Below are 11,488 nucleotides of genomic sequence, written 5' to 3'. Positions count from 1 at the left end.
GGCCGCTCGGACAAAAAACCTTCGCCCGGCTCATCCGCCACCACCACCATATCGGCGAACCAGCGCTCACAACGAAACTCGCGCCGCCAGCGATAAATCAGGCTGGGGCTGACATCCGCCCACCGGGCCACCACCCGCACCACCGCACCCGACCCTCCCGCCGCCGCCACAATCGCCAGCTTCTGCTCCACCCTCCGATGCCGCCGCCGCTCCGCGCCGGTCATGGCTATTAACCGGCGTGTAACTGCGACCCCAGATGGTGATCCACCAAGGGGACAGCAACCATGCAATCCGCGCCTTCACAAACGCCAGAAGAAAGACGTGGATGCCCCCCCTCAGCCGTCCCGTCGCAGCGCCATCATCGCGGCCTGGGTCCGATTCTTGACCCCGAGCACGCGGAAGATCGTTTTCAGATGGATCTTAACCGTGCCTTCCATGATGCCCAGCGCGTGGCCGATCTGCTTGTTCGAGGCGCCGTCGCAAAGCGCCGTCAGGATCTGGTGCTGGCGCGCCGTTAGGGATTGCCTGGACGTTGCCGGGGGCGGCGTGGCGACGGTCGGGAGCGGCCCATAGGTTGGCAGACCCTCCAGGGCCTCAAGGCGGGCCGCGAAGTCGGTCAGCGGAAGTCCCGTCTCCAGGCGGTCGATCCCCGGGCCGTCGAGGTCGGGCCCGGATCCGCCGCCCGTTTTGACCAGCAGGTAGACCTGGTTCCGCCCGTTCCCGCCGGGCGGCTCCCCTTTCCGGCGCGGCGCCGGCGTGACGATGATGAAAGTCGATGGCATTGGCTGTCTCCCCCCTTCGAATCCGTAGGCCCGCCGCACCGCCCCGCGCCCCGATGGCCGAGGCCATCGGGCGGGTAGGCGCCGTCGCCGCGCCCTAGGGTAAAATGCGGCGGTCTGCTGGACCGCTCCCCCCAGCCCGGGGCCATCCGCCTCGTCTCTGCCCCCCCAAAAAGGGCTCCGGCCGAGCCGGCCGAGACGACGGTCGGCCCCGGGCTGTCCATCAACGTATTTCCGATGGCTTGCCGCCGGCCCCGAAGGGACGCAGGAAGTCCACCCACCCCCCCGGGTTCATCTCTCCTCCGGCCATCATGTAGGCCGCGATGTCGTCGAGCAAATGCTCGGTTTCCGGGGTGTATTGGCTGTCGTTGTCGGCCAGCAGCTCGGCCAGCCGGCCGAGCCGGCGGCGGAAGTCGCGGCCGCTGCCGATCGGCGGCGAGGACGAGGCTGTGCTCATGTCCGTCTCTCCGATCCGGCCGAGGGACCTTGGCCGGGGCCTCGGCGCCCATGGGCGCCGCAAACCCCGGCCGGCCAGCCCTCGCCGGGCATTCCTAGTGTTCCTGTCTGGCGTACGCGGGCGCTTCCACCGACACCGGCTCGGCTTCGTCGCCGACGAGGTCGCCGCCGTCCACCATGTAGGCGGCGATGGCATCCAGCAGGTCCTCGGCCTCGGTGGTGTCGAGCATCGGGTCATGGCCCCACAGGTCGGCCAGCCGGCCCAGCCGGAGCCGGTACTCCGAATAGGACCCGATCGCCGTCGAAAACAGTCGCCGTCCCATCGCAAACCTTCCTCAAGCTGGCGGCGCGAGCCGCATGGTGAAAGACCCGGATATCGTCCCTGGCACAGCGTTCATGGCGGCCTCCCCGGCAAACCTTTCACACCGGATTCAGGCCAAAACAGGCAAGCCCCCACTCCCGGGGAGCGCTTTCGGACGCTTCCTCCATTCGTCCAACCATAGCGAACGGCGACAACGCGGGGGGAGGGTCGGAAACTACTCAGATGAAGGGCGAAAAAAGGGAGGGAAGGGCCGGGGACTGCTCAGACGGAATGTCCGCCCCGTGGCCAAACCGCGCGCAGTGGCACCGCTCGGAAGCGGGCGGCACTTGCACCGGCCCAAGAGACGGTGCTTGCGTCACCGCCAGATCAGGCAAAATTCCCTCGTCACAAGGCGGCCCTCGCCGGAGGGTTACGGCCTGTCCAACATCGAGAAGGCCGCCATCACGGCTACCTGCCAGCGGTTCATTGAAGAGGTGTTGAAGCCGAGGTTCCTGCCGACCATCCGCCCGACCGAGTTCAATTACCCGGTCGACATCCTCGGCAAGTGGCATGGAAACCGCTACCGGTTCTTCCAGCGTTACCGATCCGGGTTCCCGGAGAATCTCGGAGAGGAGTTCGACAGCCCGTTTACCCGCCTGGACTGGGTGGGCCGTGACCGTTTCGACATCCAGTGGCATCGTCACACCGGAACGTGGTACCGCCTCTATCGAGGCTTGTCGCTGGCCGACGCCCTCAAGACCATCGAAACCGACGGGCTCCTGCATCCCCTATAGAACCACTGCCGCGGGGTTCACCGGATGCTTACGATCCGAGACACCGCAGCATGAGAGAAATCGACATCCAGAAGCGCGTCCTATTGGCGTTATCCCAAGCCGGTTTGCTAGTCTGGGATCACCCCACCGGATCGGCCCTCAGTCCAGATATTCTGCGCCACGTCGTGCAGGAAAACTGGGTCGGCCGGCGCCTGGCTGACGTCCTGAAACCTGGGCGGGATTACCGCCGTATCGCGTACGGCCTGGACGGCTCCAGCGATCTGGTCGGAATACTGCCTGGCGGCCGTTTTCTGGGCTGCGAAATCAAAACGCCCGACGGCACCCAGCAGCCCAACCAGAAGAAATTCGAGGCGGCTGTGAACAGGGTCGGCGGCATATACATCGTCGCTCGCAGCCCAGACGAAGCCCTCGCCCAGATCCGCGCCGCCGGCGCGCTATGATCCTGGCCTCGCGGCCCATCCATTCTCTTCAGTCATGACCTGCTCGATCATATCGCAGAGCACCGTCTCCACTCGCTCTCTGCAGGCCTCGGGAGCGGTCAAGATCTCGGTTTCGCTGAATGACATCACGCGGAATCCACGAGCGATCAACGCAGTCTCTCGCTGCAGTTTTGCTGGCAACCGCTCGGCAGGTCTATCGTGGTCAATTTCGATTGCCAGTTGGCGGGCTGTCTGCCCGCAGCGGCACTCGAGACCAAATGCCAAAATTAGGCTTGGCGCAGCGTCCGCCAAGTATACAAGAGTGGTCTGGAATCCGCTCTTCGGTATCTCGTTCCATTCTCGCACCGTCTCGACGTCGTTGTATCCGTCGATCGCTGTCATGAGGTGCGCGAGCATGACCGTTTCGGCTGGTGAGTGGTTGCCAGGAAGAAGATCGAAACACTTATCCTCGAGGTTCTGCCGGAACTCCTCCGCTTTCTCGCTGAACCGGCGCTTGGCTTCAGCCTCGGCCCTGTCCATTTCGGTAGTGTCGACCGGCGCGATCACAGCAGCACTTCCTGCTTCGCTTCCACCTTCTTCGCCTTCTTATATGCAACGCCAGCGTCAGTCAGCGGGATGCGCATGCGCTTGCCGTGCAGAATCTCTTCAACCGTCAGCGTCTGGATAAGCGGGTATTTCTGCCCGTTGATCTCGACGGTTCCAGCAGTCGCGGCATCGGTCCGCATCTTCTGAGTTGGCTCATGCAGTGAGATCATCACGCCAAACCCGAGCGAACTGGCCTTCTCACGCTGCGCTACGGTCATTAACGATCTGATGTCATCGGCCTTCAGCTTGCCGCCCTTCACTGACACGACAGCGAACTTCGTGGCCTTGCCATCCGGCTTGAACGGGATACGTCCATCGATGCCGCCATCGGCGCCTTTCTTCTCGTTCGGAATCCCGTCAATGACCGAAACGGCCCAGATTTCGAATGCCTTTTTATCCTGGTCAGCAAGCAGGGCTGCCCCTTCGACAGTGGTAGGCAGGCCATCGATCTCGTAGTCCACGCCGGCCTTGAGTTCCGGGAACGCTCCTCCGATACGTATCTTTTTGATCAGCTGGATAGCGAACGGAGAGACATCTATGCCGATCCATTTCCTGCCGAGTTTTTGAGCGGCTTCAATCGTAGTACCGCACCCACAAAATGGGTCAAACACTACATCTCCAGGATTGCTCGAAGCTGCGATGATGCGCTCCAAAAGTGCGACAGGCTTCTGCGTCGGATAGCCAAGCCGCTCTTTGGCGGACTGGTTGATGCGGTCGATGTCTGTCCAGACATCTCCGACCGTGATCATGCGATCGCCAGGCACGAATTGCTCTTCATCTCTGCGGCGAGGCCATCCTCCATCTTTGGGCCAATGGATCAGGCCAGCGTCATCCCATTCCTCGCGCTGTGTTAGCGAGTTACCCCAGTGCCGGCCCATTTCGGAAGGGTCGAATCCGCGCCATGGCTTTCCGCTGTCGCCATCTTTCGTGATGCCGGGTCCGGTAAGCTCATAGGTCTGATACTTGACGCCATCGACGGTGATCAGCGTGTGCGGTGTCTTCGCAATGTCCGCCTTCGCCTTCAGTGAATTGAACGTCTTTGCCCCGGTCTTTGTGTACGTCAGAATTACGTCGTGCAGCCTGGGCCACTTGCCAGCCGTGCTCCTGGAGTTTGTGCGTCGCCAGATGATCTCGGAGAAGAACCGTTCAGGGCCGAAAACCGCGTCCAGGACGATTTTCAGGTAATGGCTCGCCGTTGGATCACAATGCAGATAGAGCGTGCCTGTCGACTTGAGAATGCGGTGCAACGCAACAAGGCGAATGGCCATGTTCACAATGTAAGCGAGCATTGGGACGGGGCCGAAACCTGAATGCAAGGCGTTGATGACGTTCACAAGATTGACGTTCGTCAGGCCCTGGACATCATCGTAGGCCTCCTGGGCCGCCGCATCCCAGATCCAGGTGTCCTTGAACGCGGTCATCTGCGCTTCGTCTGGCGCCAAGCCATCTGTACGGAAGAGCAGGTTGTAATCAAGGTCCGATTTAAAGGGTGGGTCTAGATAGACGAGATCGACCGATTCATCGGCCATTTTCTCGCGCATGATCCGCAGGTTGTCGCCGTAGTAGAGCGTGTTTGTCATCACTGCCGTCTCCCCGAGCACGTGTATCTTAGGCTATGCGGTGCGCACCGACAATGGACGCGCTTGCCTCATCGCCGCTCTGGGACCATTCTGACGGGCAATGGATCGAGACAACATCTTTGCATTCGGCCGTCCTCCCAAGCGCAGGCGACGCGTCCAGCGCTTTGTCCAGTACGGCAGACCGCGGTCCGTCATCTTGCTGCTCGGCCTGGTCGGCGCGTTGACGGTTGCGCATCTGATGGGGTACGGGCAGGCTTTCCCGACGCTTGCTGATTTCCTCGCCGGCCGCGACAGCGCTCCCGCGCAGAAGGCCGACACCATCACAGGCTTCGCATCGGTCATCGATGGTGACACGCTCGAGATTCACGGGCAGCGCATTCGGTTGCACGGGATCGACGCGCCGGAATCAGCACAGCGTTGCAAGGACGGGCAGGGTAGGGAATATCGCTGCGGCCAGCAGGCCGCGCTGGCACTTGCTGATCGGATCGGCCGGCAACCGGTCAGCTGCGAGAAGCGCGACATCGACCGTTACAAGCGAATTGTCGCGGTCTGCCGGCTCGGCGTAGAGGACCTGAACGCCTGGCTGGTATCACAGGGGGCCGCGATGGCCTACCGGCAGTACAGCCGCGACTATGTCTCACAGGAAGACCAAGCCAGGGCCGCCAAGCGCGGCATCTGGCGCGGGGAGTTCACGGAGCCTTGGGACTGGAGGAGAGGGAACTATCCGGTTGACGTACCATACCCCAACCGGTAGAATGAGCCTCAGTTAGAAAAGGTTGAGGCCATGTCAAAAGTCGATCTCACGAAACCCATCTTCCATGACGATGACGCCGCCCGCGTCCATCTCGAAACCCTGCTGTGGCCCTACGGCCCAACATGCCCGCGTTGTGGCGTGACGGGTGACAGGGTCACCAAGCTACAGGGCAAGAGCACCCGGCCCGGCGTCTACAAGTGCAAGGACTGCCGCAAGCCCTTTACGGTCACGGTCGGCACCGTCATGGAACGGAGCAAAATTCCGCTGTGCAAGTGGGTGCTCGCGGCTCAACTCATGGCGTCCAGCAAGAAGGGCATGAGCGCGCTACAGCTACAGCGTATGCTCGGCACCAACTACGAAACCGCGTGGTTCCTGTTCCACCGTCTCCGCGAATGCGCCATCGATCCGAAGCGCGGTCCCGTTGGTGGTGGCAACAAGGTGGTTGAGGCCGACGAAACCTACATCGGCGGCAAGGCCAAGAACGCTCATAAGGGCAAGCCCGTCCCGAAGAAAGCGGCCGTGTTCTCGCTGGTGGAACGCGACGGTGAAGTGCGGTCCTTTCATGTGACCAACGTCAACTCGAAAACCCTGCGGCCGATCATCGTCAAGAACGCCAGCCGCGAGTCCTACCTGATGACCGACGAAAGCCTTCTCTATCCGGCAATCGGCCGTGAGTTCGCCGGGCACGGCACCGTGAACCACAGCGCCGATGAATATGTCCGGGGCGCCTTCTGGTACACCAACTCGGTCGAAAGCTATTTCGCCATCCTCAAGCGCGGCATGATGGGCGCCTTCCACAACGTCAGCGAAGCCCACCTGTACCGCTACCTCGCGGAGTTTGATTTCCGCTACAACTCCCGCGACATGACGGACGGCGAACGGGCAGATGCCCTTCTGGCCGGGGCCAAGGGCAAGCGGCTCATGTATAATCAACCTCGTCAAACCGCGAACGGCTAAACAGAAGGCTAAGGGCTTTTTGCGCTGGCGAGCGAAGAGAGTCCGCCTCCCAACGCAGTAAGACAGGTTGCCGCAATTTCATGATCCATCTCAGCGACAAGACAGACATATGCGGCAAAAAGGCTAATCGGGTCCTTACCTTTGGTGGCACAATCACGGCCCAAGAAAATTGCGTCCGCAAGAAGATCGGACGAGAAGTGCTCAATATCGGGGGAAGCCATGGCAGACACAACCGCCTTTCAGGATGTAGCCGAATATGTCCGTCTCGCTAAAGATAGCCTTGGATTCGTTAAGACCGCCCTCAGCCTCATTCCAAGCGGCGCAAAACGAGCCGATGCGGAAAGGTGCATAGAAGATGCTGAGAATGCTTTGAAACGGGCCGACGTAGCTCTCGCAAAGCAATTAGGGATGAAGCTTTGCGACTGCACATTTCCCCCGCAAATCATGCTTTGGCGGGAGAAGGATGGGGCCCACGCTTGCCCAAATCCAGATTGCGGCCGGACCGTCAAAAGGGCCATCGCGAAGAGGAAGCAACCAGTCAAGAGCGGTTACTTGACCCGCCTTGGTCGCTAACGGGGCCACCGCCCCCGGAAAAATTGACCGCGTCTGGCTACCTGGAAAAATTGATCGATTTTAGTCTTCCGGCTTTGCCTTGCCCGTGGGCTGGCGTTTGCCTTCCGGCTTCGCCCGTTTCGGCGCTACACTCTCGCCCTTGGATCGGTCGCGCTTGGGGCGCGGCTGAGGGGGAGTGTGCAGCAGGCGGCGCAAAATGTCGTCGCGCTCACGCTCGCTTTCATCGGTGATCTTGATGTTTGAACGAGGGGGCATGGTCCACCAATGGGAAGCAAAATAAAGACCGCAAAACGTCTCGAAAGTCTACCAACACCTTACTACACAAACGCCGTCGCCGAAATAACCTCGCAAACGGATCGCGGCGCAGCCATAGCAGGTAGCGCATATCTGGATATTTTGCTCCGGAGCGCGATTGAGAAGCGAATGAGGGCAGACCCCACGCTTCACGATGAGTTGTTTCAAAGTGGACCTCTTCGTGATTTCTCCGTCCGCATTAAGTTGGCCTATGCCCTAAATATAACCGGAAGTTGGGCATATGCCGATCTTATGGCAATAAGAGACATCCGAAATGCGTTTGCGCATTCCGCTGGCGCCATCAACTTTGACACGGCGGATGTCGCCGCCCTTTGCCGAAAGCTTTGGTATCCGCTAAAAATCCGGTACGGAAAGCGGGAAACACCAACCACCCCGCGCGACATTTTCACCCGTGCAGTTGAACTCCTCGCTGATGCTCTCCACGAAGATATTCGACCTAACCGGGCATCCTGTTCTGTGTCCCCTCAATTTCTTCGCCTCGGGCCGCTGCGCCCACCATCGCCACAAAAACCTCGCGAATGACGTAATCCGGCACGTCGTCCAATGTGCCCCATAAGCGATTCAGGAGGACAAGGCACCCCGCCTCGATCATCTCGGGCGTGACCTCGATCTCGGTTTCCGCGTCGCTGGGCTTGTCTGCCATAACAATCCTTGGAGTCTTGGTACGTCACCCGGACAGTTCCCGGAGGAGACGATGAACGAGCGGCTGTATGCGCACACGATTGAAGTTTCCGAGGAAGAACGAGCTAGATTGAAGGAAGTGCTGCTGGAGGCCTTTGCTGGAATTGCCAACGCCTGGGAGATTGAGGAAACCGGCGGCAAGCTTCGCGTCAAGCTGGACGACGAAGAAGGAGCGATTTTGATCAAGCTAATGTTCGCAGAGTGACAGGCCGCAATCAGGGGGGGATAGAGGTGAAATCGAAAATCATTTTCTGTGCCGTGCTTCTGGTGCTGGTAGCGGGCTGCGATGACACTCTCGAAGATCAAGAGGCTGCTCTCTTAGAGTACTTCTCAGACAACAAGATCGGCTCTTTCACAGATTACGGTGTCTTCAAAACTTCCATTGCAGGGACCAATCATGTTGTTTCGGTGCACGGCTTCGTCGACGACGCAAGCATCTGCAATGAGATAGCCGGGCTCTTCAATCGGAAAGAACGGGGCGCATATCACTGTCGTCCGCTCAATTAGCGACATCGCGCCCTCTTTTCACAAGACTAGAGCGCCACGGTGGCTATTATCTCTGAGTCGTCATTCTTCGGGCTGTTGACGCGCTGCGGCTGCGCTATGACCCGAAAATCAACCCGATCGGGCAGCCTAAAACCCCATCTAGTGGATGGAATCTAACACTTGGTGCCCGCGCTTGACGGCGGCGATTATTTTGTCGGGGTCGGCGGTCCATTTGAAGGGCTTGGGGGCTTGGTTGTGTTCGGCGAGGAAGCGGTTGATGGCGGCCTGGAGGTCGACGAGCGAATGGAAGACGCCGCGCTTGAGGCGACGCTTCGACAGCTTGGCGAAGAAGCCCTCGACGGCGTTGAGCCAAGAGCACGAGGTCGGCGTGAAATGGAAGGTGAAGCGCTGATGGCGGTCGAGCCAGGCACGCACCTTGGGATGCTTGTGGGCGGCGTAGTTGTCGAGGATGACGTGGACGGCCTTGCCGGCCGGCGCGTCGGCGTTGATGGTGTTGAGAAAGCGGATGAAGTCCTGATGTCTGTGGCGCTGCATGTTGCGGCCGATGACGGTGCCGTCGAGGACATTGAGGGCGGCGAACAGGGTGGTCGTGCCGTGCCGTTTGTAGTCGTGGGTCATGGTGCCGAGCCTTCCCTTCTTCATCGGCAGGCCGGGCTGGGTGCGATCCAGCGCCTGGATCTGGCTCTTCTCGTCGAAGGACAGCACGATGGCGTGGGCCGGCGGGTCGACATAGAGCCCGACGACGTCGCGCAGCTTGTCGACGAACTGCGGGTCGTTGGGCAGCTTGAACCGCCGCCAGCGGTGGGGCTGGAGCCCGTGCGCCTTCCAGATGCGCCTGACCGCGCTGGCGCTGATGCCGGCGGCCTCGGCCATCATGTCGGCGGTCCAGTGCGTCGTCTCGCCCGGCGGGTCCTTCAACGTCAGCGCCACCACGCGCTCGGCCACTTCGGGACCGAGCGGCGGAATGCGCGAGGGGCGCGTCTTGTCGCGCAGGAGCCCCGCGACGCCTTCCTCGGCGAAGCGTTCCTGCCAGCGCCACACGCAGGTCTTGGACTTGCCCGTGCGCCGCATGATCTCGACGGTGCCGGCGCCGTCGGCGCTCAACAGGATGATCCGGGCGCGCCAAACGTGCTTCTGTGGGCAATTGCGGTCCCCGATCAGCGCCGTCAGACGGGCGCGATCGGCCGAAGAAACGGTGAAGGTGATTCCTGTGCGCATGCCCCAGACTCCCATGCCCACAGAACAATGGGAATCCCTATTCGGACTCTTTTGTCAGGCAGAAACCACTAGTAAGCTACTGCCAAACTGCCACTTGCAGTTTTCCAAATAATACTCGAATCGGCCAACGTATCTGTGTCTCTGATAACTTGGCGTCGCCCAATACTCGCCGCGTCGGAACCCGAACGTGCCAGATCCATCTCTATATGTGCATTGCCAATTCTTGACGTCAAGGATGGTGCAGTTTTCGTATTTATCTAACATGCTCGCTGTTTTCGACACAACGACGTTGTTTTGTATCTTGTATACAGTGGGGTTCAACGGCAGCCATTCATGCCCGTACGCACGCTCGGGGTCGACTTTTGACAGCGGATAGCTGGTGATCGTGTCTGCGTCTGAGCAACCCGCTATTGCAATGCAGACGCATAACATAATGAGCGTTCTATAAAAAATCAGCACGACATCCCCCACAAAAACCCCTTCGAAAAATCATACAACTATGCGATTTCCCAGGCAATCCGCTCGAATGTTTATATATCTATAATATAGAAGCCCTGATCAACAGGGCGGACCAGTAGGGGCATTGAATCATCGCATTGCAGGGCTGGGACTGGGAAGATGACCTGCTCCCCTGTGGTCTCTCGTTGATAATGAGAGCCCTGGTTGTTCATACTGCCTCCGCCGATGAGATGGTAGCGGGCGATCGGCGGAGCTGGTCGGGGTTGCGCAGCCGATCGCCCGCGGATCGGATGCGCATGGCCTCGGGTGTGAGGCCAGCGTGGGCTGAGTGGGGCCGCACCTGGTTGTAGTCCTGGCGCCAGCGCTCGATGACGGCGCGGGCTTCGGTAAGGTTGGCGAAGACCTCCTCGTTCAGGCATTCGTCGCGGAACCGCCCATTGAAGCTTTCCACGAAGGCGTTCTGGATCGGCTTTCCTGGGCTGATGTAGTGCCAGTCGATGCCGGTGTGGTTGGTCCAGTCGAGTACTGCCCGCGAGGTCAGTTCGCTGCCGTTGTCGGAGACGATCATCGCCGGCCGGCCGCGCCGGGCCAGCAGAGCATCGAGTTCGCGCACGACCCGCCGGCCGCCGATCGAGGTGTCGGCCACCAGCGTCAGCGCTTCCCGGGTGAAGTCGTCGACCACGGCGAGAACCCGGAACCGCCGACCCCACGACAAGGCATCGGCCACGAAGTCGAGTGACCAGCGCTGGTTCGGCCCCTGCGGGATCGCCATCGGCGCCCGCGTTCCCGTGGCCCGCTTGCGGCCGCGGCGGCGGCGGACCATCAGCCCCTCCTCACGATATAGCCGCAGCAGTTTCTTGTGGTTCATGTGGACGCCCTCCCGCGCCAACAGAATGCCAAGCCGGCGATAGCCGAAACGGCGACGCTCGGCCGCCAAGTCGCGCAACCGCTGCCGCACCTCCGGCGAATCCGGTATTACCCGCCGGCGTACCGTCTTCGGATCAACATCGATCAGCCTGCAGGCACGGCGCTGCGAGAGACCGTGCTCCCCAACCAGGCGGAGAGCGGCGGCCCGCCGCGCCGCAGGCG

15 protein-coding genes and 1 pseudogene are annotated in these 11,488 nt (G+C 60.7%); 7 read left to right on the top strand and 9 right to left on the bottom strand.

All coding sequences use genetic code 11. The features are described from left to right. Window positions 1-77 precede the first annotated feature (77 nt). The 4 genes and pseudogenes from ODR01_RS25270 to ODR01_RS18660 all read right to left on the bottom strand — a co-directional run. Window positions 78-224, bottom strand: a pseudogene (locus ODR01_RS25270) (transposase); the annotation flags it as partial. A gap of 111 nt (window positions 225-335) precedes the next feature. Continuing rightward, window positions 336-782, bottom strand: a complete 447-nt coding sequence (locus tag ODR01_RS18670; protein WP_316979215.1) for a response regulator transcription factor — start codon at window positions 780-782, stop codon at window positions 336-338. Window positions 783-1,002: 220 nt separating this feature from the next. Beyond that, the gene (locus tag ODR01_RS18665; RefSeq protein WP_316979214.1) at window positions 1,003-1,236 is read right to left on the bottom strand and encodes a hypothetical protein; all 234 of its coding nucleotides are present in this window, start codon (window positions 1,234-1,236) and stop codon (window positions 1,003-1,005) included. 94 nt (window positions 1,237-1,330) lie between these two features. Further along, on the bottom strand, window positions 1,331-1,558 hold the full coding sequence (locus ODR01_RS18660; protein WP_316979213.1) for a hypothetical protein: 228 nt from the start codon (window positions 1,556-1,558) through the stop codon (window positions 1,331-1,333). A 349-nt stretch (window positions 1,559-1,907) separates the two neighbouring features. Here ODR01_RS18660 and ODR01_RS18655 point away from each other — a divergent pair, with 349 nt between their 5' ends. Next, complete coding sequence (locus tag ODR01_RS18655; RefSeq protein WP_316979212.1) at window positions 1,908-2,330, top strand: DUF3024 domain-containing protein; 423 nt, start codon at window positions 1,908-1,910, stop codon at window positions 2,328-2,330. A gap of 50 nt (window positions 2,331-2,380) precedes the next feature. Beyond that, window positions 2,381-2,770: a hypothetical protein gene (locus tag ODR01_RS18650; protein WP_316979211.1), complete on the top strand. Its 390-nt coding sequence runs from the start codon at window positions 2,381-2,383 to the stop codon at window positions 2,768-2,770. Here the strand turns inward: ODR01_RS18650 and ODR01_RS18645 are convergent. Both ODR01_RS18645 and ODR01_RS18640 read right to left on the bottom strand, forming a co-directional pair. Beyond that, window positions 2,765-3,316, bottom strand: coding sequence for a PDDEXK family nuclease (locus ODR01_RS18645; protein ID WP_316979210.1), 552 nt, complete (start codon window positions 3,314-3,316; stop codon window positions 2,765-2,767). The genes ODR01_RS18650 and ODR01_RS18645 overlap by 6 nt on opposite strands. Further along, window positions 3,313-4,935, bottom strand: coding sequence for a site-specific DNA-methyltransferase (locus ODR01_RS18640; RefSeq protein ID WP_316979209.1), 1,623 nt, complete (start codon window positions 4,933-4,935; stop codon window positions 3,313-3,315). The genes ODR01_RS18645 and ODR01_RS18640 overlap by 4 nt, the downstream gene beginning before the upstream one ends. A 196-nt stretch (window positions 4,936-5,131) precedes the next feature. Here ODR01_RS18640 and ODR01_RS18635 point away from each other — a divergent pair, with 196 nt between their 5' ends. The 3 genes from ODR01_RS18635 (at window position 5,132) to ODR01_RS25265 (ending at window position 8,056) form a co-directional block, all read left to right on the top strand. Further along, on the top strand, window positions 5,132-5,689 hold the full coding sequence (locus ODR01_RS18635) for a thermonuclease family protein (RefSeq protein ID WP_316979208.1): 558 nt from the start codon (window positions 5,132-5,134) through the stop codon (window positions 5,687-5,689). Between the two features lie 30 nt (window positions 5,690-5,719). Further along, the gene (locus tag ODR01_RS18630; RefSeq protein ID WP_316979207.1) at window positions 5,720-6,646 is read left to right on the top strand and encodes an IS1595 family transposase; all 927 of its coding nucleotides are present in this window, start codon (window positions 5,720-5,722) and stop codon (window positions 6,644-6,646) included. A gap of 837 nt (window positions 6,647-7,483) precedes the next feature. Then, on the top strand, window positions 7,484-8,056 hold the full coding sequence (locus ODR01_RS25265) for an MltR family transcriptional regulator (RefSeq protein ID WP_394356851.1): 573 nt from the start codon (window positions 7,484-7,486) through the stop codon (window positions 8,054-8,056). Here ODR01_RS25265 and ODR01_RS18625 read toward each other — a convergent pair. Further along, a complete protein-coding gene (locus ODR01_RS18625; protein ID WP_316979206.1) occupies window positions 7,971-8,177 on the bottom strand; it encodes a hypothetical protein in 207 nt (68 codons plus the stop codon). The genes ODR01_RS25265 and ODR01_RS18625 overlap by 86 nt on opposite strands. 51 nt (window positions 8,178-8,228) lie before the next feature. Between ODR01_RS18625 and ODR01_RS18620 the strand changes: the two genes are divergently transcribed. Both ODR01_RS18620 and ODR01_RS18615 read left to right on the top strand, forming a co-directional pair. Further along, window positions 8,229-8,420, top strand: a complete 192-nt coding sequence (locus tag ODR01_RS18620; RefSeq protein WP_316979205.1) for a hypothetical protein — start codon at window positions 8,229-8,231, stop codon at window positions 8,418-8,420. Between the two features lie 26 nt (window positions 8,421-8,446). Beyond that, a complete protein-coding gene (locus tag ODR01_RS18615; RefSeq protein WP_316979204.1) occupies window positions 8,447-8,722 on the top strand; it encodes a hypothetical protein in 276 nt (91 codons plus the stop codon). Window positions 8,723-8,860: 138 nt separating this feature from the next. Here the strand turns inward: ODR01_RS18615 and ODR01_RS18610 are convergent, their stop codons facing one another. Continuing rightward, window positions 8,861-9,940 carry an IS630 family transposase gene (locus ODR01_RS18610; protein ID WP_316979203.1) on the bottom strand — a complete coding sequence of 360 codons (1,080 nt, stop codon included), beginning with the start codon at window positions 9,938-9,940 and terminating at the stop codon, window positions 8,861-8,863. A 667-nt stretch (window positions 9,941-10,607) separates the two neighbouring features. Beyond that, window positions 10,608-11,488, bottom strand: an 881-nt coding sequence (locus ODR01_RS18605; protein ID WP_316979202.1) for an IS3 family transposase, incomplete at its 5' end; no start/stop codon positions are given.

It is taken from the genome of Shumkonia mesophila (genome assembly GCF_026163695.1).
In the GTDB taxonomy this organism is placed as follows: domain Bacteria; phylum Pseudomonadota; class Alphaproteobacteria; order Rhodospirillales; family Shumkoniaceae; genus Shumkonia; species Shumkonia mesophila.
The sequence above is the reverse complement of the archived record's forward strand: the minus strand, read 5'-3'. Positions and strand labels throughout refer to the sequence as shown.

Bases quoted from the DNA above. Each gene is read 5' to 3' on its own strand.
- ODR01_RS18670 (WP_316979215.1), bottom strand. From the start codon at position 782: ATGCCATCGACTTTCATCATCGTCACGCCGGCGCCGCGCCGGAAAGGG.
- ODR01_RS18665 (WP_316979214.1), bottom strand. From the start codon at position 1,236: ATGAGCACAGCCTCGTCCTCGCCGCCGATCGGCAGCGGCCGCGACTTC.
- ODR01_RS18660 (WP_316979213.1), bottom strand. From the start codon at position 1,558: ATGGGACGGCGACTGTTTTCGACGGCGATCGGGTCCTATTCGGAGTAC.
- ODR01_RS18650 (WP_316979211.1), top strand. From the start codon at position 2,381: ATGAGAGAAATCGACATCCAGAAGCGCGTCCTATTGGCGTTATCCCAA.
- ODR01_RS18640 (WP_316979209.1), bottom strand. From the start codon at position 4,935: ATGACAAACACGCTCTACTACGGCGACAACCTGCGGATCATGCGCGAG.
- ODR01_RS18630 (WP_316979207.1), top strand. From the start codon at position 5,720: ATGTCAAAAGTCGATCTCACGAAACCCATCTTCCATGACGATGACGCC.
- ODR01_RS25265 (WP_394356851.1), top strand. From the start codon at position 7,484: ATGGGAAGCAAAATAAAGACCGCAAAACGTCTCGAAAGTCTACCAACA.
- ODR01_RS18625 (WP_316979206.1), bottom strand. From the start codon at position 8,177: ATGGCAGACAAGCCCAGCGACGCGGAAACCGAGATCGAGGTCACGCCC.
- ODR01_RS18620 (WP_316979205.1), top strand. From the start codon at position 8,229: ATGAACGAGCGGCTGTATGCGCACACGATTGAAGTTTCCGAGGAAGAA.
- ODR01_RS18610 (WP_316979203.1), bottom strand. From the start codon at position 9,940: ATGCGCACAGGAATCACCTTCACCGTTTCTTCGGCCGATCGCGCCCGT.